21 protein-coding genes are annotated in these 22204 nt (G+C 64.4%); 7 read left to right on the forward strand and 14 right to left on the reverse strand.

Translation table 11 applies throughout. The features are described from left to right. Positions 1-7 precede the first annotated feature (7 nt). Positions 8-481 (forward strand): CYTH domain-containing protein, encoded by a 474-nt coding sequence (locus tag LB529_RS20430; RefSeq protein WP_095770118.1) that lies wholly within the window; start codon positions 8-10, stop codon positions 479-481. Beyond that, complete coding sequence (locus LB529_RS20435) at positions 478-1410, forward strand: CHAD domain-containing protein (RefSeq protein ID WP_224712144.1); 933 nt, start codon at positions 478-480, stop codon at positions 1408-1410. Before LB529_RS20430 ends, LB529_RS20435 begins: the two co-directional genes overlap by 4 nt. 176 nt (positions 1411-1586) lie before the next feature. Here the strand turns inward: LB529_RS20435 and LB529_RS20440 are convergent, their stop codons facing one another. After that, on the reverse strand, positions 1587-2372 hold the full coding sequence (locus LB529_RS20440; RefSeq protein ID WP_224532644.1) for a helix-turn-helix domain-containing protein: 786 nt from the start codon (positions 2370-2372) through the stop codon (positions 1587-1589). A gap of 113 nt (positions 2373-2485) precedes the next feature. Between LB529_RS20440 and LB529_RS20445 the strand changes: the two genes are divergently transcribed. Both LB529_RS20445 and LB529_RS20450 read left to right on the forward strand, forming a co-directional pair. Next, positions 2486-3343 carry an ATP/GTP-binding protein gene (locus LB529_RS20445; RefSeq protein WP_224532642.1) on the forward strand — a complete coding sequence of 286 codons (858 nt, stop codon included), beginning with the start codon at positions 2486-2488 and terminating at the stop codon, positions 3341-3343. A 170-nt stretch (positions 3344-3513) separates the two neighbouring features. Next, complete coding sequence (locus tag LB529_RS20450) at positions 3514-4440, forward strand: DMT family transporter (RefSeq protein WP_224630075.1); 927 nt, start codon at positions 3514-3516, stop codon at positions 4438-4440. Positions 4441-4449: 9 nt separating this feature from the next. On the opposite strand, the gene LB529_RS20455 is transcribed toward LB529_RS20450, so the two are convergent. The 4 genes from LB529_RS20455 to LB529_RS20470 form a co-directional block, all read right to left on the reverse strand. Continuing rightward, positions 4450-6171: a SulP family inorganic anion transporter gene (locus LB529_RS20455; protein WP_224532636.1), complete on the reverse strand. Its 1722-nt coding sequence runs from the start codon at positions 6169-6171 to the stop codon at positions 4450-4452. A 133-nt stretch (positions 6172-6304) separates the two neighbouring features. Further along, positions 6305-6574, reverse strand: a complete 270-nt coding sequence (locus LB529_RS20460; protein WP_095770123.1) for a helix-turn-helix domain-containing protein — start codon at positions 6572-6574, stop codon at positions 6305-6307. Positions 6575-6664: 90 nt separating this feature from the next. Further along, positions 6665-7366, reverse strand: a complete 702-nt coding sequence (locus tag LB529_RS20465) for a phosphatase PAP2 family protein (protein WP_224532635.1) — start codon at positions 7364-7366, stop codon at positions 6665-6667. An 18-nt stretch (positions 7367-7384) separates the two neighbouring features. Beyond that, the gene (locus LB529_RS20470; RefSeq protein WP_140847158.1) at positions 7385-7723 is read right to left on the reverse strand and encodes a hypothetical protein; all 339 of its coding nucleotides are present in this window, start codon (positions 7721-7723) and stop codon (positions 7385-7387) included. 252 nt (positions 7724-7975) lie between these two features. On the opposite strand from LB529_RS20470, the gene LB529_RS20475 reads away from it, so the two are divergent. Further along, complete coding sequence (locus LB529_RS20475; RefSeq protein WP_224712145.1) at positions 7976-9973, forward strand: PhoX family protein; 1998 nt, start codon at positions 7976-7978, stop codon at positions 9971-9973. Between the two features lie 54 nt (positions 9974-10027). Here the strand turns inward: LB529_RS20475 and LB529_RS20480 are convergent, their stop codons facing one another. Continuing rightward, positions 10028-10708, reverse strand: coding sequence for a GNAT family N-acetyltransferase (locus LB529_RS20480; RefSeq protein ID WP_224712146.1), 681 nt, complete (start codon positions 10706-10708; stop codon positions 10028-10030). Beyond that, complete coding sequence (locus LB529_RS20485; RefSeq protein WP_224639937.1) at positions 10705-11196, reverse strand: MarR family winged helix-turn-helix transcriptional regulator; 492 nt, start codon at positions 11194-11196, stop codon at positions 10705-10707. The genes LB529_RS20480 and LB529_RS20485 overlap by 4 nt, the downstream gene beginning before the upstream one ends. A 234-nt stretch (positions 11197-11430) precedes the next feature. Between LB529_RS20485 and LB529_RS20490 the strand changes: the two genes are divergently transcribed. Further along, positions 11431-12468, forward strand: coding sequence for a phosphatidylglycerol lysyltransferase domain-containing protein (locus LB529_RS20490; protein ID WP_224712147.1), 1038 nt, complete (start codon positions 11431-11433; stop codon positions 12466-12468). Positions 12469-12834: 366 nt separating this feature from the next. Here LB529_RS20490 and LB529_RS20495 read toward each other — a convergent pair whose 3' ends face one another. The 7 genes from LB529_RS20495 to LB529_RS20525 form a co-directional block, all read right to left on the reverse strand. Beyond that, positions 12835-13596, reverse strand: a complete 762-nt coding sequence (locus LB529_RS20495; RefSeq protein ID WP_224712148.1) for an ABC transporter permease — start codon at positions 13594-13596, stop codon at positions 12835-12837. Beyond that, positions 13593-14519 (reverse strand): ABC transporter ATP-binding protein, encoded by a 927-nt coding sequence (locus tag LB529_RS20500; protein WP_224532627.1) that lies wholly within the window; start codon positions 14517-14519, stop codon positions 13593-13595. Before LB529_RS20500 ends, LB529_RS20495 begins: the two co-directional genes overlap by 4 nt. Before the next feature lie 614 nt (positions 14520-15133). Then, positions 15134-16834, reverse strand: coding sequence for a phospholipase D-like domain-containing protein (locus LB529_RS20505; protein WP_224712149.1), 1701 nt, complete (start codon positions 16832-16834; stop codon positions 15134-15136). Positions 16835-17565: 731 nt separating this feature from the next. Continuing rightward, complete coding sequence (msrA, locus tag LB529_RS20510) at positions 17566-18309, reverse strand: peptide-methionine (S)-S-oxide reductase MsrA (RefSeq protein ID WP_411962556.1); 744 nt, start codon at positions 18307-18309, stop codon at positions 17566-17568. Between the two features lie 311 nt (positions 18310-18620). Next, positions 18621-18902 carry a hypothetical protein gene (locus LB529_RS20515; RefSeq protein ID WP_224712150.1) on the reverse strand — a complete coding sequence of 94 codons (282 nt, stop codon included), beginning with the start codon at positions 18900-18902 and terminating at the stop codon, positions 18621-18623. Positions 18903-18990: 88 nt separating this feature from the next. Continuing rightward, positions 18991-19698, reverse strand: a complete 708-nt coding sequence (locus LB529_RS20520) for a DUF1223 domain-containing protein (protein ID WP_224712151.1) — start codon at positions 19696-19698, stop codon at positions 18991-18993. A gap of 175 nt (positions 19699-19873) precedes the next feature. Next, complete coding sequence (locus tag LB529_RS20525) at positions 19874-20284, reverse strand: endonuclease domain-containing protein (RefSeq protein ID WP_411962557.1); 411 nt, start codon at positions 20282-20284, stop codon at positions 19874-19876. Between the two features lie 108 nt (positions 20285-20392). On the opposite strand from LB529_RS20525, the gene lepA reads away from it, so the two are divergent. Continuing rightward, entirely contained in the window at positions 20393-22198 is a 1806-nt protein-coding gene (gene lepA / locus LB529_RS20530) for a translation elongation factor 4 (RefSeq protein ID WP_224712152.1), read from the forward strand. Positions 22199-22204: the final 6 nt, after the last annotated feature.

Genomic DNA, 22204 nt, shown 5'->3' on the forward strand with positions numbered 1-22204 from the left:
CCCGGCCATGAGCAAGGAAGTCGAGCGCAAATTCCTGGTCTCCAGTCCCGCCTGGCGCGATGAGGTCGAGGCGAAAATCCGCATTCGTCAATTCTATGTCGCCGCGCAGCCCGGCCGCACGGTGCGGGTGCGCATCAGCGACGGGCGCTCAGCCAAGCTGACGCTGAAGTTTGGCGACAGGGCGCGCGAGCGTGACGAATTCGAATATTCGATCCCGCTTGCCGAGGCCGAGGAATTGATGGCGTTCGCCGTCGGACGTGTCATCGAGAAGACACGCCACCATGTTAGACACCGCGGCTATCTCTATGAAGTCGATGTTTTCGGCGGAAAGCTCGCGGGGCTGGTGATCGCGGAGCTGGAGACGCCGGAGGACGTATCTGACGAAATGCTGCCCGACTGGCTCGGTCGCGAGGTCACCGGCGAGTCAAGGTTCTACAACGCGTCGCTGGCCCTCGGGGGGATTCCGGAGATCGCCGCATGAGTTTCCGCATCGATCCGCGCTTGCCTCTGACCGGCGAGGTCAGGCGCATATTGGCCGACGAGATCGGCAAGGCAGTCGCTCATCTCGAGATGGCGCGCGAGAAACCGGAGCAGGGACTTCACAAATGCCGCAAACGGCTGAAAAGCGTGCGCGCCTTGCTACGCCTGGTTCGTTCCGGGGACGAACCGTTCTGCCAGACCGAGAATGAATGTTATAAGCAGGTGTCGGCGCTGCTGGCCGGCCCGCGCGAGGCGACCGCCTTGATCGAGACCGTCGACCGCTTGGCCGATGCCTTTCCGGAACAATCGGCAGGCGGCGGTCTCGACCCCGTACGCGAGCGGCTGGTGCTGCGCCAGCACGAGCTCCACGCCGGTCCGAGCCTCGACGCGGCCATCAATGCGGCGATCGCCGCATGCCGGGAAGGCCTGGAACGCATCGACAGGCTGACTTTGCCCGACCAGCCGGAGCAGGCGGCCGATATATTGGCCGAGGGCGCCCGCGCCACCTTGCGGCGGGCGAAGAAGGCGCTGGACAAGGCGGAATCACGCGGCGCGGCCGACGATTTTCACGACCTGCGCAAGGCGGCAAAGACCCACGCCATGCATCTGTCGCTGCTCGGCCGCCTGTGGCCGACGCCGATCAAGGCGCGCCGCAAGGCGGTCGACAGGCTCGGCGAGCAGCTCGGCGAATTGCACGACGTCTTCGTCATCTGCGCCCTGCTCGACGCCGAAGGCGAGCCGCTCGGCCCCGCCGACGAGACGAAGCTTCTGCGCAAGCTTCTGAAACGTGCCGAAAAGAGCCTGGCCAAGGCCTGCCTTGCCGATGCCGCCGAGCTGTTCGGCGACAGCCCCAAGCGCTCGGCCAAGAGATTGGCCCGAAAGGCGCGCGACGATCTCGCCGGACCGCAGGAAGAAGCAAAGGCGGCGTGACGCTCTTCCCTTCTCCCCTTGTGGGAGAAGGTGGATCGGCGCGGAGCGCCGAGACGGATGAGGGGTGCTCCAGCTTGGCCAACACGCTCGTTAGTCGCTGATGTCTCATTCCCTGGAACACCCCTCATCCGTCGCCTTCGGCGACACCTTCTCCCACAAGGGGAGAAGGGGCAGCGCTACGCCGGCAGCGCCCGTTTCTCCTTCGCCGCCCTGGCGCCCGCATCCCTCGGATGCGGCCCGATCGGCATGATCGCCGGAAACGGCGTCGCGCCGAAGGCGAAGGTCCACTTGTAGCCGGTGAGCTGGTCCTCGGGCGTGGTGTGCTGGTCGTGATGGGCAAGCAGCCTGGCACGTTCGGCGAGCTCGTCGGCCTCGCGGCGCAGCATTTCCGCCGTTTCGGGCCGCATCCGCCGGGAAAAGCTGATGAAGGTCGCGGCCTGCTCCATATGGCCGATCGCCCAGCCGATGAAGTTCTTGTTGGTCATCTCGAAATGCGGCTTCAGCGGCCCCTCGAAATCCCACTGGATCGGCGCGTCGACCAGTAGCCTTGCCGACAGGCCGCGCCCCAGCGCCACCAACCCGAGCTCCTCGAGGTCGCGCAGGTAGAGGAACATCGAAGCTTCGCTCAGGCCTTGCGAGCGCATGATGCCTTCGGGCGTGAACTTCTCCGACAGCATGACGAAGACGAAGAGCAGCGCCGGCCGCGCCGCCAGCCGGCGCTCGATCTCCGGCGCGATGCGGTTGGCCGGCCCCGGCCCGCGGTTCATCGCGCCGAGAACGTTCTCCAGCTCGACATCGGCGGCGGCGCAGATCTCCATCAGCCGGTCGAGCTTGCAGTTCTTCTCATGGAAGATGCGCTTCACCGTCGGCTCGGAAATGCCCATGCGCTTGGCCAGCGTCCGATAGGTCAGGCCCTTGGCCTTCAGCGTCCGTTTCAGCGCCTCGAAGATCGGACCGTTCATGGACTGCGCCTCATTCGTGCAAATTCGTATTGAACTGCGATACTAGTCCTGTTCCGGCTTCCCGGAAAGTATCGGAAAGCCTAGCTCTCGGCCGTCATCACAGGAGAGCATCCATGAAATATCTCATCGCTTCGGCCGCCTTCGCCGCCATCTCCGTCATGTCCGCCGCGCAGGCCGGCGAGCTCTGGCGCGCCGCCGGCTTCGAGCAGCCGGAATCGGCCCTTGTCGATGCCGCCCACAACCGCATCGTCGTTTCCAACATCGTCGGCAATCCCGGCGCGGCGGACGGCAATGGCTATTTGTCGCTGCTGTCGATGGACGGTAAGGTCCTCGCGCGTCACTGGGTGGAGGGCTTGGACGCACCCAAGGGCATGGCGATCGCCGGCGGCAGGCTCTACACCGCCGATATCACCAAGGTGCGCGTCGTCGATCTCGCCAGCGGCAGACTGGTCGAGACTATCGATGTGCCGGGCGCCGTGTTTCTCAACGACATGACCGCCGACAGTGCCGGCAAGGTCTATGTCAGCGACATGCTGGCCGACACGATCTACCGCATCGACGGCGACAGACCGGAGCTGTTCGTCAAGGATGCGCTGCTCGCCTCCCCCAACGGCGTCTTCGCCGATGGCGCCCAGCTGATCGTCGCGTCCTGGGGCAAAGGCATCAACAGGACCGATTTCAGCACCGCCGAGCCCGGCGGCCTGCTGTCCGTCGACCTTGCCACGAAGGAGATCACGCCGCTGCCCGGCGCCCAAAAATTCGCCGATCTCGACGGCGTCATCGCCATTGGCGACACCATCTACGCCACCGCCTACATGACCGGCACGCTCTACAGCTACAAGCCCGGCGGCGCGCCGGCGGTGGTAGCGACCTTCAAGCCGGGCAGCGCCGATATCGGCACGGACGGCAAGGCGGCCATCTATGTGCCGTTGATGGGCGAGGGCAAGGTCGCGGCGCTGTCCCTGGATTGAGCATGTCGCGGCGGAGAAGCATTGCAACGCCGGCGGGACAGCGTTTCGCATCTCGGCACTCAGCGATGAGGCGAGCTTTTCGCCTCGCCGCTCGATATTGGACCGCCATGTCGGTGCGGCTGCCATCTGGTTTCGCCACCCGCTCCGGACTATTCGGCGGCAACCCTCATGTGAGCAAAGCCGTGAACACATCCAGCCTGAACGGCGCCGTTTCACCGACGATCCCGGTGCTCGCCTGCGCGCTGGCGATCTTCCTGCTGTCGGGCATGGATGCGGCGATGAAGTCGCTGGTCATCGCGGTCGGCGTCTACAATACGGTGCTATGGCGCAGCATGGTCGCGATCGTGGTCGCGGGCGCGGCCTGGTCGACGGGGCCACGCTCGAAACCGACCCTCCCGGTGCTCGGTCTGCATGCGCTGCGCGCGGTCATTGTCGGCATCGTCCTAGTCTCGTTCTTCTGGGGTCTCGCCAGGCTGCCGCTCGCCGAGGCCATAGGCCTGAGCTTCGTCGCGCCGTTGTTTGCGCTTTTCCTCGCCGCATTGCTGCTGGGCGAGCGCATAAGGCGGCAGGCGGTGTGGGCGTCGCTGGCCGGCATCGCGGGCGTCTTGATCATACTGGCCGGCCAGTTCGGGCAGGCAGGCCATTCGCAGGATGCGCTTTTGGGCACGGTCGCCGTGCTCGTATCGACGGTCTTCTACGGCTACAATCTGATCCTCGCCCGGCGACAGGCGCTTCTGGCCAAGCCGGTCGAGATCATGCTGTTCCAGAATATCTTCGTCGGGATCATCCTTGGTTGCGCAGCGCCTTGGCTTGCCGTCGCTCTGCCGAGAGAACTTTGGCTCCCCTTGGCAGGCGTGACAATGCTGTCGCTCGCCGGCCAATTCCTGATGAGTTGGTCCTACGCCCGTGCCGAAGCGCAATATCTCATCCCGACAGAATACTCGGCCTTCATCTGGGCGATCGCGCTTGGCTGGTTCTTCTTCGGTGAGAAGGTGGCCTGGACCACGCTGGCGGGCGCATGTCTCATCGTCGCCGGCTGCCTGATCGCCGCACGAGCCAGCCCCAAGCTTGCCGAGCCGATCGAAGCGACGGTTTGAGCAGGGCGCCTACGCCGTCTCCGCTTTTCCGCCCAGTTGCGCCCGCGCGTCACGGATCGAGGCTGCATAGGTCACCAGCGGCCGCTTGACGCCATGGCTTATCAGGGTGCGCCTGACTTGCGACGAGGCGCCCGCGATGATGAAGCGTCCTCCGGCGCGCCTTGCGTTGTTCGCGGTGCTTTCGATGACGTTTGCCGCGGTCGAATCGAGGAAGGGCACCGCCGAGCAATCGAGGATGAAGTTCCTGCGCTGGTCGGCGATACGGTCCAGCACGGTCGCGATCGTTGCCGCAGCGCCGAAGAAGAACGCCCCCGATATGCGATAGATGACAGTATCAGGATCGGTGGCGGCGGCGAGGTCATAGGCAACGCGCCCGCCATTTGCGTCGTCGGCGCGGTCCTCCGTCACCGGCGGGACATGCGCCTCCACCTCGACCGAACGCGCCATCCGCCCGATGAACAGCAGAGCGCCCAGCGCAAAGCCGATCACGATGCCGGTGGTGAGGTCGCGGAAGATGACAAGTCCGAAAGTGACCAGAAGCACCAGGGCGTCGCCCCAGGACGATCGGATCAGCGCCAGGAAGGCGGGCTTCTCCACCATGTTCCAGGCCACCGTGGCCAGCACCCCGGCGAGCGCCGCCAGCGGGATGTAGCTGGCAAGCGGCGCAGCCACCAGCATGAACAGCAGCAGGAAGGCGGAATGGAATATTCCCGACAACGGTCCATGCGCGCCCGCGCGGATGTTGGTCGCCGTGCGCGCGATCAGTCCAGTCACGCAGATCCCGCCGAACAGCGCCGAGCCGATATTGGCGATGCCCTGTGCCACCAGTTCGCAGTTGGAGCGGTGCCGTCGTCCGGTCATACCGTCCGCGACCACGGCGGAAAGCAGCGATTCGATTGCTCCGAGCAGAGCGAAGGAAATTGCGTCGGGCACCACGGAGACGAGCTTCTGCGCATCCAGCGCCGGAAGAGCCGGATCCGGTAACATCCGCGGAATGCCGCCGAATTGCGTTCCGATCGTCTCTACGGGAAGACCGAGAAGCGTCGTCGCCAGCGAGGCCGCAGTCACCGCGATCAGGAGGCCCGGCCACGAAGGGCGCCAGCGCTTCATGGCCACGATGATCCCTATCGTCAGCGCGGCGAGCGCAATGGCCGCCGGATTTGCCGTTCGGGCCGCCTTGCCGAGCGCGATAAGCCGCGGCAGCAGGTCGCCTGGCTCCTTGCCTGGCAGCGTCAGGCCGAACAGGTCGTGCAACTGGCTGGACAGGATGATGATGGCGATGCCCGCAGTGAAACCCACCGTCACCGGATAGGGAATGAACTTCACATAGGCGCCGAGCCTGAGATAGCCGGCCGCGAGCAGGAAGACGCCGGCCATGAGCATTGCCAGGATCAGTCCGTCGACACCGTGCCGGTCGACCGTCGAGGCCACGACCACGATGAAGGCGCCGGCGGGCCCGCCGATCTGGAAACGGCTGCCGCCAAGCGTGCCGACGATGAAACCGCCGATGATCGCCGTAAACAATCCGCGCTCGGGCTCCACATGCGAGGCGATCGCGATCGCCATCGACAGCGGCAACGCCACGATGGCGACTGTCAGGCCGGCGATCACATCCGCCCTCAGCTGCTTGAGGTGGTAGCCCTCGCGCAGCACCGTCACCAGCTTTGGTGTGAACAGCTCGGCGAAGGTCGGCCGTGCTTGGTGGTGAATTGCCCGCCGCGCCTGATCCATGAACTGCTTCCGCTCCACAGGGCGGCGGGATCGTCGGCTGGACGTCGGCGGTCGCCGTCGCGATAAAACCGTTGCGACGCCGCATCGCTGCCCGAAAACCGGCAACGGTTCCCGAGACGGACACGGTTGCGGCTCAGCCCTGCGGGTTCTGCGCCACGGTGGCCTTGAGGCGCACGCCCCTGCCGCCGCGTTCGCTGGTCTGGTTCTCGCCGATCAATTCCACCCCGACCTCATCGAGGGCATGGATGACCTTCATCAGCGTGTCAACGACGCCTCGCACGACGCCCTCGCTCGCTTCCATACGCTGTATCGTCGGAAGCGAAACGCCGGCGCGCTCGGCAAGCGTTCGCTGGTCGATACCGGCCAACGCCCTTGCGGCGCGCATCTGCGCAGCAGTGATCATCGGCCAGAACCTTTGTCTGAGTCTGCGATATCAATGGATAATACAAGCATAGTGATGTTTCAAGCGTCATTTATGTAGATGGGACATCGGTTATTCGCTATCCTTGACGACTTTGCGTCGCTGCAGCAGCCGCGCCGCAAGCCAGCACAGCATGGCCCAGGCAAAACCTGCGCACCAGCCTGCAAGCACGTCGGAGGGCCAATGCACTCCGAGATAGACGCGGCTGGCGCCGACCAGCACGGTGGTGAGCACAGCAAAGCCGAGCACGAAGACCTTGGTCGTCCGGTCCGGCAGGAAGCGGGCCGCCAGCGAGCCTAGCGTCAGATAGGTCACGGCCGACAGCATGGCATGCCCGCTGGGGAATGAGAGCGAGGTCTCGGTGACGAGATGCGAGACGAGATCGGGCCGCGGCCGGTCGACCTCGAGCTTGAGCAGGCTGGAGAGCGCTTGCCCGCCGGCGACGGCCGCGAACATGAACAGGGCTGTCGAGGGCCTGCGGATCAGGAGCAGATAGGCGATCGTCGCCGTCGTGATCAGCGCCAGCACGGCCGTGCTGCCCAGCGCGGTGATGTCGCGCACCGCGCCCTCCAGCCAAAGCGGGCCGATCGGGCTATCCGGCTGCCCGGCGCGGCGGAAGGCGAGCAGGATCTCCGTATCGAAGGTATGCGGCGTCGTGGCGCGCGCCACCTCCATGAGTTCCACCAGGCCCCACAGCCCGCCGGCGATCACCAGCCCAGCCAGCAGCACCGGGAATTCCAACCTGTTGAGGAGCGCGTTGGCGGTCGATTTCATTCGAGCCCTCAGGTCCAGCTACAGCCGCTGCATATAGGGCCCGAGCGTGATCAGCGCGACCGCGGCGATCGCCAGCACCATGCCGATCGCCTGCAAGGCATTGAGCCGTTCGCCGAAGAAGGCGAGCGCCACGACATTGACCGCGACGAGCTGGATCACCGCCGATAGGCTGAACGATACCGACATGCCGAACTCGCGCACCAGTCTCAGCATGATCAGATTGCCGGCCGAGTAGAGCGCCAGCGTCAAAAGGAGCTTGGCCAAGCTCGGCGCCATCCCCCATTGCTTGGCCGCCGTCGCCGCCAGCAGGAATATCACGGTCGAAATGCCGAGCTGCGCCAGTCCCCAGAAACTCACCTTGCCGTCCCTTTTTTGAAGCGCCGTCGCCACGCCGGCCAGCCCTTGTTTCCGAAGCGGGCGATGCCGTCAAGCTGACCGCAGCGAAGCGCGGGCGCTCAAGGGACTGAAGCCGGGTGTCGCAAAAGCCGCCGCGAGCCGGCAAACAACTATTGCGGTTCTATCACGGCAGTGTCACGAAAATGTGATGGGCGCGCTTTAGGGGTCGAAAGGTCAAAATCCCCAGCCACTCAGAAGCCAGAGGACAAACTCATGACCGTGACCCCTGAGACCCGTTTCCGGACCAGCCAGCTCGAGGAAAATGACGGCCCGCCGGTCAACCCGACCGGCAACAGCACCATGGGCGAGATCATCGCCGCGCGTTTCTCGCGCCGCGGCTTTCTCATGGGTTCGCTGGCCGTGTCGGCCATCGCCGCCACCGTCAGCCCGCTGGCGCTGATTGCGGCCGACGAGGCGCGCGCCGCCGAAGCCTCGGCTTTCAAGTTCGACGAGCTCGAAGCCGGCATCGACGACAAGCACCATGTCGCGCCCGGCTATGACGCCGACGTGCTGTTGCGCTGGGGCGATCCGCTGTTCGCCGATTCGCCCGAGTTCGATCCGCTGAAGCAGTCGGCCGAAGCCCAGGCGAAGCAGTTCGGCTACAACAACGACTATGTCGGCTATATCCCGGTCGACGGCTCGGCCGAGCACGGCCTTTTGGTCGTCAACCACGAATACACCAACCCGCATCTGATGTTTCCCGGCATCGTCTCGGTCGTCGAGAAGGACGGCAAGAAGAAGGCCGAGGTCGCGCCGCTCTCAAAGGAGCAAGTCGATGTCGAGATGGCCGCGCATGGCGGCACCATCGTCGAGATCCGCAAGCAGGACGGGAAGTGGCAGGTGGTGCGCGACGGCAAGCTCAACCGCCGCATCATGTCGACCACCGAGATGGCGCTGTCCGGCCCGGTCGCCGGCCATGACCGCGTCAAGACCAATGCCGATCCGTCCGGCACCAAGGTCTTCGGCACGCTCAACAATTGCGCCGGCGGCGTCACGCCCTGGGGCACCTATGTGATGGCCGAGGAGAACATCCACGGCTATTTCTCGGGCGAACTGCCGGAAGGCCACAGGGAAGCGGCCAATTACAAGCGCCTCGGCATCCCCGAAGGCGCGTATGAGTGGGGCGCGCATTACGACCGCTTCAACCTTGCCAAGGAGCCGAACGAGCCGAACCGTTTCGGCTGGATCGTCGAGGTCGACGTCAACGATCCCAACTCGACCCCGAAGAAGCGCACCGCCATGGGCCGCTTCAAGCATGAGGGCGCCGAGTCGATCGTCGCCAAGGACGGCCGCGTCGTCTTCTATCTCGGCGACGACGAGCGCTTCGACTATGTCTACAAATTCGTCACCAAGGGCATTTTCAACCCGAACGACCGCGCCGCCAACTTGGACCTGCTCGATGACGGCACGTTGCATGTGGCCAAATTCGCCGAGGACGGCTCGGTCGAATGGATGCCGATCGTTTTCGGTCAAGGCCCGCTGACGGGGGAGAACGGTTTTGCTTCCCAGGCCGACGTTCTCATCGAGACGCGCCGCGCCGCCGACCTGCTCGGCGCCACCAAGATGGACCGGCCGGAGGACATCCAGCCCAATGCCGGCAATGGCAAGGTCTATGTCATGCTGACCAACAATTCCAAGCGCAAGGCCGAGCAGGTCGACGCCGCCAATCCGCGCGCCGAGAACGCTTTCGGCCACATCATCGAGATCGTCGAGGATGGCGGCGACTTCGCCGCCACCAAGGGCAAATGGGAAGTGCTGTTGAAATGCGGCGATCCGTCCGTTGCCGATGTCGGCGCCACTTTCTCGACCGCGACCACCGCCCATGGCTGGTTCGGCATGCCGGACAATTGCGCCGTCGATTCCGCCGGGCGCCTGTGGGTCGCCACCGACGGCCAGGGCCCGAAGGCCACCGGCCGCACCGACGGTCTCTGGGCGGTCGATACCGAGGGTGCTGCGCGGGCAACGTCGAAACTGTTCTTCCGCGTGCCGATCGGCGCCGAAATGTGCGGCCCGCTATTCGCGCCGGATGACCAGACAGCTTTCGTCGCCGTCCAGCACCCGGGCGACGGTGGCGAGGACTGGGAAGGTTTTGGCCGCCCATCCTATTACGAGGACCCGTCGACCCGCTGGCCGGACTTCAAGCCGGACATGCCGGTGCGGCCGTCCGTCGTTGCGATCACGAAGCAGGGCGGCGGCAAGATCGCAGTGTGACCTCTTGTAGCTGAGACGTCGAGAGGGAGGATTTCGATCAAATCCTCCCTTTCGTCACTCCGCGCGTTGGACCATGGCCATGTTCATCTTGCTTCTCAAGCGGAAGCCGATGGACTCGTAAAGCCTGATCGCCGCAGCGTTGCTGTCATAGGCGTGCAGGTATGGAACCTCGCCGCGTGCCGCGATCCGGCCGGCGACGAACACCGACAGCAGGCGGGCAAGGCCGCCGCCGCGAAAGTCCGGATGCGTGCACACGCCGCTGAGCTCGCTGTAGCCGGGCTGCTTCATGCGCTCGCCGGCCATTGCCGCCAGCCTGCCGTCGATCCTGATGCCCCAGAAATCGCCGAGGCTCAGTGCCTCCAGCGTGAAGGGGCCGGGCTTGGTGAGCGAGGCGAGCGCCAGCATTTCCGCCGCATCGTCCTTGGTCAGCTGCCGGATACGCCCGTCTGATGCAGTCGGCATCGGCGCTTCGGCGATCATCTGCACCAGCGGCGCTGCCGATATCGCGGAAATTTCCGGCGGCAGGGCGATCTCATCCGCCTGGACGAGGATGGCTGTTTCGCCCGGCGGGAGAAGCCCGGCCAGCGCCCGCAAGCTGTCCGCATCGTTGGCGGCAGTGGCAGCGAAGGGCACGATCGACGGACGATATCGCCTGGCAAGGTCGCCGCCTTCGGCGAAGGTCTGGTGCCGCGTTGCAAGCGCGCTCCAGATGGGGCGGTCGAGAACATGTTTCACGGCGCGGCCACCTTGGCGTTCTCGGCGCGGCGATGGAGCGGCGTTGCGGCCAGACGATCCTCGATTGCCGCAAGTTGGCCGAGCAGCGGCCCGGAAAGATCGGCGCACACATCCGCCACGGCATTCTCGATTCTGGGCCAGATCTCCCGCTTCGCCTGGTCGACCAGCCGCCGGCCGTTGCGGCTCAGCGAAACGATCCTGCGCCGCTGGTCGTCTTGCGAAGGGTTGACCTCGACCAGCCCCAATTCGGCAAGCAGCGCCACACTGCGCGTCACGCCGGGCTGGGCGATGCCCAAGGATTGGGCCAGCTCGCCGACCGGCAACGGGCCCAGCCTGTCGAGCGCGGCGAGCAGCGGGTACTGGCTCGACTGGATGCGCATGTCCAGGCGGTCGAGCACGCGCTGCGTGTCGGCCTGCAACTGCTCACCTATACGCTTCATCCGGCTGCCGAGGCACAGAAAGCCGAGGGATCGGAGAACGTCTTCCATAGCAGCCTCGTCGCGTATCGATAATTTGATATATAACAATGTATGGAAAATATCAAGCCGATCTTTCGCATGTCCGTTGCGGCAGCCGATGAGCGACAGCACCGCCTTCGGACGTTTGCCCTTCATTCGCGGTCAATTGCATCCTATATCGCGTTGACGCACGCGGCCCGCAGCGGTCGCCAGCGATTCGCGACCTGAGGGCGGCAGGTCATCCATTCTTGGCACGCGGAGCTCATGGCGCCCCTGCGCATCTATTTCGACAGGCTTCTCGATGCCGTGGCACCCAAGGTCCCGCGACGCGACCTGACGGACGACGAACGCCTGGCGCTGGTGCGCCGTTACGGCGATTTCTCGCTCGCCTATTCGACGGCGGTGCAGCAGAAACTGTCCTATTTCAGCGATGGCGACGGCTACATCGCCTTCGGCACCAAGATGAGCCGTCATTTCGCGCTTGGCGATCCGGTGGCGGACCCGGCCGACCGTCCGGCCTATATCAAGCGCTTCGTCGAGGCCGCAGGCAGCCCCTGGTTCGTCCAGGTCGGCGCCGACACGGCCAAGGTGCTCGCCGGCCTCGGCTACCAGGTCAATCGCCTCGGCATCGACACCAGGCTGCCGCTGCCTGCGCATGATTTTTCCGGCAAGCGCAACGAGACCGTGCGCTATTCCGAGCGCTGGCTGACGAAGAAGGGTTTTACCCTCGCCGAGGACAAGGGCGACGGGCTGCAGGACGAGATCAAGCAGCTTTCCGCCGACTGGCGCAAGGAGCGCATCATCAAGCGCTGGGAAATGGGTTTCCTCAACCGTCGTTTTTCCGAAGAGATCGGCGCCGACATGCGCCGCTTCCTCCTGCACGGACCTGAAGGCCGGCTTCTCGCCATCCTCGATTTCGACCCGTTGTTTCGCGACGGCAAGGTCATCGGCTATACCACCTCCTTCAAGCGCAAACAGGTCGACGCGACGCCACATGCCGAGATCGGCCTGACCAAATTCGCCGTCGACCGCTTTCGCGAGGAGGGCGTCTCACAGGTGACGCTCGGCCTCTCGCCGCTGCTCGACATCGAGCCGAGCGGCTTCGCCGAATCGAGCTTCTGGCGCGGCACCTTCCAGCGCGCCTACGACTCGCCCTGGGTCAACCGCTCGCGCTTCAACCTGCAGGGCCAGGCAGCCTTCAAGCGCCGCTTCCACGGTGTCGAGGAGCCGACCTATATCGCATTCCGCAAAGGGACTTTCGTGGAAATGCTGGGCCTGCTGCGGCTGATCAAGGCGGTTTAGGCAGGCGCTTCCTCTCCCCACTTGGTCTACGCTATGCACATATCTTCTGTGACTGGCGTGACTGATCGACCTGAGGCTTGATTGCCAGGTGGTTCCCCCAATCCGTCGCTGCTTCGCAGCGCCACCTTTCCCCCCTCCGGAGGGAAAGGAAGGGAGCGTTGCTGGACGAGCGTTGACGGCAAAAGGCTTGGCGCCTTTCCTCTACCCCGTCGATCGGGGCAGAGGTGGCTCGGCGAAGCCGAGACGGAGTGGGGGTCGACCAGCGCTACGTTGGACAATGCTTGCGCCAAGCTGCCGTGCACGCTATCGCCAAAGGCCAGCTGCTCGGAATATGTGCATAGCGTAGCCATGGGGAGAGGAACTCCGTCAGTTTCTCAACCGGTAGCCGGTTTTAAATATCCAAGCGACGATCGCGATGCAGATGGCCAGGAACATCACCGTCATGCCGAGGCTGACGCCGACCGAGACGTCGGCCTTGCCGTAAAAACTCCAGCGGAACCCGCTGATCAGGTAGACGACCGGATTGAACAGCGTGATCGTCTTCCAGATGCCGGGCAGCATGTGGATCGAATAGAAGCTGCCGCCGAGGAAGGTGAGCGGCGTGACGATGAGCAGCGGCACCAGCTGCAGCTGCTCGAAGGTCTTTGCCCAGATGCCGATGATGAAGCCGAACAGGCTGAAGGTCACCGCGGTCAGCACCAGGAAGGTGATCATCCAGAATGGGTGCTCGATCCTGAGCGGCACGAACAGCGCCGCGGTGGCCAGGATGATCAGGCCGAGCATGACGGACTTGGTCGCGGCACCCCCGACATAGGCGATGATGATTTCCAGGTAGGAGACCGGCGCCGACAAAAGCTCGTAGATCGAGCCGACGAATTTCGGGAAATAGATGGCGAAGGAGGCGTTGGAGATCGACTGCGTCAAGAGCGACAGCATCATCAGGCCGGGCACGATGAAGGCGCCATAGGCGATGCCGTCGATCTCGGTGATGCGTGAGCCGATGGCCGAGCCGAAGACGACGAAATAGAGCGATGTCGAGATGACCGGCGAGATGATGCTCTGCAGCACCGTGCGGAAGGCGCGCGCCATCTCCACCCGGTAGATCGCCCATACCGCGCGCAGGTTCATGGCTCTTGCCTCAGAAGATTGACGAAGATCTCTTCGAGCGAGCTGTTCTTGGTGTCGAGGTCGCGAAACTGGACGCCGGCCGCCTCGAGGTCGCGGATCAGCGAGGCGACGCCCGGACGGTCGCTCTGGTTGTCATAGGTGTAGGTGAGCTGGTTGCCGTCGTCCGACAGCTCCAATGAATAGTGCGATAGGCCGTCCGGAACGGCGGCAAGCGGCGCGCGCAGCTCCAGATTCATCTGCTTGCGGCCGAGCTTGCGCATCAGCTCGGCCTTGCCCTCGACCAGGATGATCTCGCCCTTGTTGATGACGCCGACGCGGTCGGCCATCGCTTCGGCCTCTTCGATGTAATGCGTGGTGAGGATGATGGTGACGCCGTCCTCGCGCAGCCGCCGCACCATCGCCCACATGTCCTGGCGCAATTCGACATCGACGCCGGCCGTCGGCTCGTCGAGGAACAGCACGCGCGGCTCGTGCGACAGCGCCTTGGCGATCATCAGCCGGCGCTTCATGCCGCCCGACAGGGTGATCGCTTTGGAATCCTTCTTGTCCCACAGCGAGAGGTCGCGCAGCACTTTCTCGACGAAGGCCGCGTTGGGCGCCTTGCCGAACAGGCCGCGGCTGTAGTTCACCGTGGCCCAGACCGTCTCGAAGGCGTCGATGGTGAGCTCCTGCGGCACCAGCCCAATCAGGCTGCGCGCGGCGCGGTAGTCGCGGCCGATGTCGTGGCCGCCCACCGTGACAGTGCCCGACGAGCGGTTGACGATGCCGCAGACGATCGAGATCAGCGTCGTCTTGCCGGCGCCGTTCGGCCCGAGCAGCGCGAAGATTTCGCCGCGCTCGATGTCGAGATTGATTTCCTTCAGCGCCTTGAAGCCGGTGGCATAGGTTTTCGTGACACCGGAGATCGAGATGATGGATGACATGCTGAAATACGGCCGGCTGGAAAAGGTGATCTCATATAGGTCGGATGCCGCCGGGTGCAACTGTCAATCGCCGCTGCTGCTGACAGTTCTGGACAGGGAACGCCCAACTGGCGGCCCTTGCCAGACCAGGTATACCGGCCGCGGCGACTGGAGCGCCGGCGCTGGCGACAGATTCTTTCTCCCCGTTACGCTGCGGCATGCACACAAGCGGCTGGTCTTTGGCGATAGCGTGCATGGCAGCTTGGCGCATGTATTGGCTAATGTAGCGCTGGTCGACCCCCCACTCCGTCTCGGCTTCGCCGAGCCACCTCTCCCCCGATCGACGGGGTAGAGGAAAGGCGCCAAGCTTTTGCCGTCAACGCCCGTCCAGAAATGCTCCCTTCCTTTCCCTCCGGAGGTGGGAAAGGTGGCGCTGCGAAGCAGCGACGGATTGGGGGAACCACGTGGCAATCAAGCCTCGGCCTGATCAGTCGCGCCAGGAGAAATGCCCGACAGGGCAATGAGGGGCGGCACTGACCTGTCAGGCATGGGTCGGCGGTTAGCCGCAGATGCCGGCGCTGCCCCTCATCCGTCACTTCGCGACACCTTCTGCCCGTGGAACGGGGAGAAGGAAATCAGGTCTGCGTCCAGAACGCGATCTCCTGCGCCTTAGTCCTGAGCTCGGTCTTCAGCCACTGGTCGTCGTCGTCGAGATAGCTCCACGGCGTCTTGCCTTGGGCCCGCATCTCGCGGATGTAGGAGCGGTAGCGATAGTGGCTGTAGACCGACATCGCGTAGGTGGCATAGGCGGCGGCGAGCTTCCTGTGGCCGCGCACGATTACCAGGTTCTCGTCGTTCTTCTGGCTCGTCGGCGCCGAGAAATTGTGGCTGCCGGTCACCACCACGCAGTCGTTCGAATGCGGGTCGGTCACCAGGATCTTCGAGTGCACGATGGCGTGGCCGATCTGGGACAGGAAGGTCGGCCGGTTGACCTCGGCGATCCATGGCCCGAGCGGCGCGTCGAGGCCCTGCGGCTGCGCCACCGCGTAGCGGTCGGGCGTGAATTTCCGGTCGCTGCTCACCAGACCGATATCGAGGAAATTCTGCTCGGTGCCGCCCTCCTCCGCGCTCAGGGTCGAGACCACGCCGCGCACATACATGCCCTTTTCCCTGGCGCGCTGCCCGGCCAGCGTGTGCAGCCCCTGCTTGCCCGGCGTGAACATCAGGAAAAGCACCGCCTGCTTGGCCGAGGCGATGACGTCGCGCAGCGCCGCCATGTCGGCGCCATCCGAGGTGCGGGTGAACCAGACGGTCGCCTTGGCAGTCCCGACCGTAAAAGTCTTGGGCGCATCGTTGTCCGCCATCAGCGCCGGCGTGAAATTGGCCGGGTCGGTCTTGGGCGGCGAGGCGTCCTTCAACAGGTCCCAATGCTTGCGGAAATGCGCCGCGACCGCCGCGTCCTCGATCAGCAAGCCGTTGTTGACCTGCGTGCACAGGCCGGTCGTGCTCCAGTTGGTGCTGCCCGTCCACGCCATCTTCGGCTCGCCGTCCTTGGACACGACGACGAATTTGTTGTGGCCGAGGCCTTTCGATTTCAGCATCCGGTCGATGGTCGCGATGCCGTGGTCGTTGAGGTTCTTGCGCGCCTCTTTGTTGCCGTCGCCGCTTTTGTCGGAGCCGTTGGCGAGGATGAGATGGAGCCGCGGCCCGAGCCCGATCAGCGCCGTCTCCAGCATCGCGTCGCCGAGCTCGTAGAGCGCGGCATGCAGCTCGTCGCCGGCGACCTGCGTCAGCCCGACCATGCGCAGGCCGAGATCGCCTTCGAGGAAAGCCCGGAATTTTGCGTCGCCATTGGTCTGCAGGCTCTTCTTGAAGGCTGCGGGCGAAAGCTTGTTCTTGGCCATGTAGCGGGCGACGAATTGCGACAACACCAGGCCGCGGTTGAAGTAGCAGGAAAAGCCGCCGCCGGCGTCGGTGGCGAGCGTCGCCCAGTCCGTCCAGTCGCTCGACACCCCCTTGGTCAGCGGCTTGCCGGGTCCGGCGCTCATCATCGCTGTCACCCGGTAGCGCACGACATTGCCGACATCGGCCGCATGGTCGGTCCAGTTGAAGCGCTGGAACGGCCAGACATCCGACGGCCTGTGGTCGCCCGATTTCGGCTTGTCCTTGGTGAAGCCGACGCGATTCTCCACCGGCTCGATCCTCTCGCTCGCCCCGGCCTTGCGGCCTCGCTCGAGCAGAAAACCCCGGCACCCGGCGATGAAGTCGCTCGGCGCCCAGGCGACGAAGGCGTCGTCGCCATTGGTGTAGACGGAGACTTTTATGTCGATGGCCATCTGTCGTTCCTCCCCATCCGTCGTTGTTCCCGAAGCGCGGCCGGCATGCCCGGCCCAACAATGCAGCCAACAAGAATCCGCCCCGGAAGCAGCGCTCCGGATCAGCTGAAACAGAATTTTCAAAAGAGTGACGGCGATGATTATGTGGCGGCAGAAGATCGGATGTCAATGTTTTGCAGCGTCAAGTATAATTCTATGAACTGCTTCACATTGTGTTCTGTTTTGCCAGCAAAACAAAGGGCGGATGGTTTTGCTACCATCCGGAGCCAGCCTCGTCATTCCAGGGCGGAGCAGCCGCGAAGCGGCGTCGCGCAGACCCTGGAATCCATGCCGTGACCTTGATCGAAGCGTGCAGCGGAGCAGAATTCGGCACCGTGAGCGACGCTCGTAGGTCACGGAATGGATCCTCGGGTCTGCGCGCGTCGCTTCGCTCCTTGCTCCGCCCGTGGATGACGAGGCCGGGCCGTTTCGGCCAACCGCAAAGGCGTGTTACCTGCCCACGCGGACATACCTGACGATCGAAAAATCCCAGCTTCGTCATTCCAGGGCGGAGCAGCCGCGAGGCGGCGTCGCGCAGACCCTGGAATCCATTCCGTGACCTTGATCGAAGGCTGCAGCGGAGCAGAATTCTGTACCGTAGCGGCGCTCATACGCCCCGGAATGGATCCTCGGGTCTGCGCGCGTCGCTTCGCTCCTTGCTCCGCCCGTGGATGACGATGAGCGGGTGTCGCTCAGCTCTTGCTGGAGGCCAGCACAAGCACCGGCTTCTCGCTGTAAAGCTTGGGGAACAGCGCCTTCAAATTCTCGATCTTGGGCAGGTCGTTGTAGACGATATAGGGATAGGTCGGGTTCAGCGTCAGGAAGTCCTGATGGTAGTCCTCGGCCGGGTAGAAGGTCTTGCCGGTCTCCAGCGTGGTGACGATCGGCTTGGCGAACACCTTGGCCTTGTCGAGCTGGGCGATATAGCTCTCGGCGACCTTCTTCTGCTCGTCGTTTTCGGCGAAGATCGTCGAGCGGTATTGCGTGCCCTGGTCCGGCCCCTGGTAGTTCAACTGCGTCGGATTATGCGCGACCGAGAAATAGACCTGCAGCAGCTGGCCGTAGGTGACCTTCGACGGGTCATAGGTGATCTCGACGGATTCGGCGTGGCCCGTGCGGCCGGTGCCGACGACTTCATAGACGGCGTTTTCGGCGCTGCCGCCGGTATAGCCGGAGACGGCCTTGCTGACGCCCTTGACGTGCTGGAACACGCCCTGCACGCCCCAGAAGCAGCCGCCGGCGAAGATCGCCTTTTCGGTGCCGCTCGCCGCCTTCTCGTCAATCGCCGGCGGCGGGATCACCACCGCGTCCTCGGCCGAGCGGGCCGGTGTCTGCCACAGGGCCGCTGCCGCCACGGCCGCAAGGCCGAGCATTGCCAACGTGCCGCGGGCGAAGAATGGCGATCGCCGCGCGGCCTTTGCCTTTATGCCGTTCATGTCCTGATCTCCTGTTGTTGCTTCATTATATACGATCGAAGCCTCGAAGCGGTCCTCACTTTGCCGTGCGGCCAATGGCCGAGGGCGCTCCCCCTCTCCGTCTCGGCTTCGCCGAGCCACCTCTCCCCCGCCTTAGGCGGGGGCGAGGAACCCAGGCGTACAAAGGCCGCGTCCTCCGTGATTGGCGTTTCCTCGCCCCCGCAAAGCGGGGGAGAGGTGGATCGGCGCGCAGCGCCGAGACGGAGCGGGGGCTGCGCTGCCCTGTGCGATTGCCTCGCAGGCCGGCGACGCAAGCGGATCGCAAGCTTACCTTACTGGGCGGTGGTGTCCGCTGGCTTCATGGCATCCGTCGAAGGCTTCATCGCATCCGTCGCCGGCTTCATCGCCTCGGTGCTCATCGCGTCGGGCTTCATGGCATCGGCGGGCTTCATCGCGTCCGCCGGCTTCATCGCGTCCGCCGGCTTCATGGCGTCGGTCGCCATCGCATTGGCGGGCTTCATCGCATTGGCCGTGTCGTCGGCGCGCGCGCCGGCGACGAAGACGGACGCGGAAAGCGCGAAGGCCAGCGCCGGCAGCGTGAGGAACTTGGACATGGGTAGTCTCCTTGGTTTTGGCGCGCGCATGCGGGCCCTGGTGAAGCGTTGCCGCTTTCATGCGGCCCCGCGCGAAGAGAAGGAAAAATCAGTTGGCCGCCGCGGCCAGGATCGGTCCGCCGCCTGGCGCCTGCACCAGCACCGCGGTGCTCAAGCCCCCGGCGGCTGCCGGCAGCGGCAGCGTCGTCGTCGTGCCGTTCCAGCTGCCGAGCCTTGTCAGCGCATGAACGACATTGGCATGCGGCAGTGTGCGGCCGGTGTTCTCGCCGCGCGCCACCGGCACCTCGACGACGCCTCTCGTGTAGCGCACCAGCCAGATGTCGGCGCCGCCGCCCGGCGCCTTGCCGGCGCCGATGCTGACCTTGCCCTGCCCAAGCGAAAGCTCCGGCCCCTGCGTGCGACCGCCCTTGCTGGTCTGACTTCGGGCGATCAGGCTCTGGATCTCGCCCGGCGCGGCGCCCACGCCGTCGCTTCTGCCGTTCACCACCACTTGCGGCGTGAACGGCCCGTCACGGCCGAGCGACGGCTCGTAGGTCACCTGGCGTTCCGTGAATTCCTTGCGGCCGAACGTGTCCTTCCAGCCGAGATAGTCCCAATAGGTGACGTTGAACGACAGCGCCAGCACGCCCGGCTGGTCCTTGACCTTGATCAGGTTGGCGTTGGCCGGCGGGCAGGATGAGCAGCCCTGGCTGGTGAACAGCTCGACCACGGTGAGCGGCTGCGCGGTCGCCGCGCCCATCGTGGCCGCGAGCATCGCGCCGGCGAGCAGGGCCATCCTTGTTGTCGATCCGGTCATGGGAAGCAGTCTCCGTTGCGGGGTCATGCTTCAATTCGTCGTGGTGGAGAGGTTCGTTACAGCTTCACCGGTTTGTGATTGCTTCTCTTCGCCCCGTTTACGGGGAGAAGGTGGATCGGCGCGCAGCGCCGAGACGGATGAGGGGTGCTCCAGCGGAGTGGAGACGTCTACCCGCTCACCGCCACGGCTGCAGACCGGGATCCTTCACATAGGCGATGATGGTATCGCAGACGCCGTCCAGATCCTTCAGCACATCATCATTCCAAAAGCGCAAGATCCGAAATCCTCTCGCCTTCAATTCAGCTCCGCGGGCCAAATCCGATTCCGAGTCCGCGTGCTGGCTACCATCCAGCTCGACGATGAGCCGCGCCTCGAGACAAGCGAAATCGGCGACGTATTTTCCAATGGGCACCTGTCGGCGAAACTTGATCCGATCGAGCCTGCGGTCGCGCAATTCCTGCCACAGCTTGTGCTCAGCCTCCGTCATCTCACGGCGGAGCGTTCGGGCAAAACTGCGCTTGGCTTGGGTGACAGGCTGGTGCGGCATTTGCGCCACATTAGCTGGCCGCTGAGTTCCGTCCAGCACCCCTCATCCGTCTCGGCGCTGCGCGCCGATCCACCTTCTCCCACAAGGGGAGAAGGGAAAAAGGCGTTCCGCTTGCCCCTCAACCCCGCCCCTGCTAAAGCGCGCCGCATGACCACCCCGCTCGACCACATCCGCAATTTCTCCATCGTCGCCCATATCGACCATGGCAAATCCACGCTTGCCGACCGGCTGATCCAGCTCACCGGCACGCTGGAGGAGCGCGACATGAAGGAGCAGGTGCTGGACTCGATGGATATCGAGCGAGAGCGCGGCATCACCATCAAGGCTCAGACCGTGAGGCTGAACTACCGCGCCAAGAACGGCGAGGATTATGTGCTGAACCTCATCGACACGCCCGGACATGTCGACTTCGCCTATGAGGTGTCGCGCTCCTTGGCCGCCTGCGAAGGCTCGCTGCTGGTGGTCGACGCTTCCCAGGGCGTCGAGGCGCAGACGCTGGCCAATGTCTACCAGGCCATCGACAACAATCACGAGATCGTCGTGGTGCTGAACAAGGTCGACCTGCCGGCGGCCGAGCCCGAGCGCATCCGCGAGCAGGTGGAGGAGGTGATCGGCCTCGATGCCTCGAACGCGGTGCTGATCTCGGCCAAGACCGGGCTTGGCGTGCCCGACGTGTTGGAAGCGATCGTCCACCAGCTGCCGCCGCCGCGCGAGGGCGACATCGCGGCACCGCTCAAGGCCATGCTGGTCGACAGTTGGTATGACGCCTATCTCGGTGTCATCGTTCTGGTGCGCGTCATCGACGGCGTCATGAAGAAGGGCCAGACCATCCGCATGATAGGAACCGGCGCGAAATACCTCGTCGAGAGGACGGGCGTGTTCAAGCCGGCCCGCGTCAATGTCGACGAGCTCGGCCCCGGCGAGTTCGGCTTCTTCACCGGCTCGATCAAGGAAGTGGCCGACACCCGCGTCGGCGACACCATCACCGAGGACCGCCGCCCGACGCAAAAGGCGCTCCCCGGCTTCAAGCCGGCGCAGCCGGTGGTGTTCTGCGGCCTGTTCCCGGTCGACGCCGCCGATTTCGAGGATCTGCGCGCCGCCGTCGGCAAATTGCGCCTCAACGACGCGAGCTTCTCCTATGAAATGGAAACCAGCGCCGCGCTCGGCTTCGGCTATCGTTGCGGCTTCCTCGGCCTGCTGCATCTGGAGATCATCCAGGAGCGGCTGGAGCGCGAGTTCAACCTTGATCTCATCGCCACGGCGCCCTCCGTCGTCTACCGCCTGAACCTCAATGACGGCTCGGTGAAGGAACTGCACAACCCGGCCGACATGCCCGACGTGGTCAAGATCGCCTCGATCGAGGAGCCGTGGATCCGCGCCACCATCCTGACCCCCGACGATTATCTCGGCGGCATCCTGAAGCTTTGCCAGGACAGGCGCGGCATCCAGGCCGATCTCTCCTATGTTGGCAAACGCGCCATGCTCACCTACGACCTGCCGCTCAACGAGGTGGTCTTCGATTTCTACGACCGGCTGAAGTCGATCTCCAAGGGCTACGCCTCCTTCGACTATCACCTGACCGACTATCGCGAGGGCGACCTGGTGAAGATGTCGATCCTGGTCAACGAGGAGCCGGTCGACGCGCTGTCGATGCTGGTGCACCGCACGGCGGCGGAAAAGCGCGGCCGCGCTATGTGCGAGAAGCTGAAGGAGCTGATCCCGCACCATCTGTTCAAGATCCCGATCCAGGCGGCCATCGGCGGCAAGGTCATCGCCCGCGAGACCATCTCGGCGCTGCGAAAGGACGTCACCGCCAAATGCTATGGCGGCGACGTGACCCGCAAGCGCAAGCTGCTCGACAAGCAGAAAGAGGGCAAGAAGCGGATGCGCCAGTTCGGCAAGGTGGATATCCCGCAGGAGGCGTTTATCCAGGCGCTGAAGATGGGGGATTGAGAAGCC

This window comes from Mesorhizobium sp. CA5, from assembly GCF_020165105.1.
Taxonomy (GTDB): Bacteria; Pseudomonadota; Alphaproteobacteria; order Rhizobiales; family Rhizobiaceae; genus Mesorhizobium.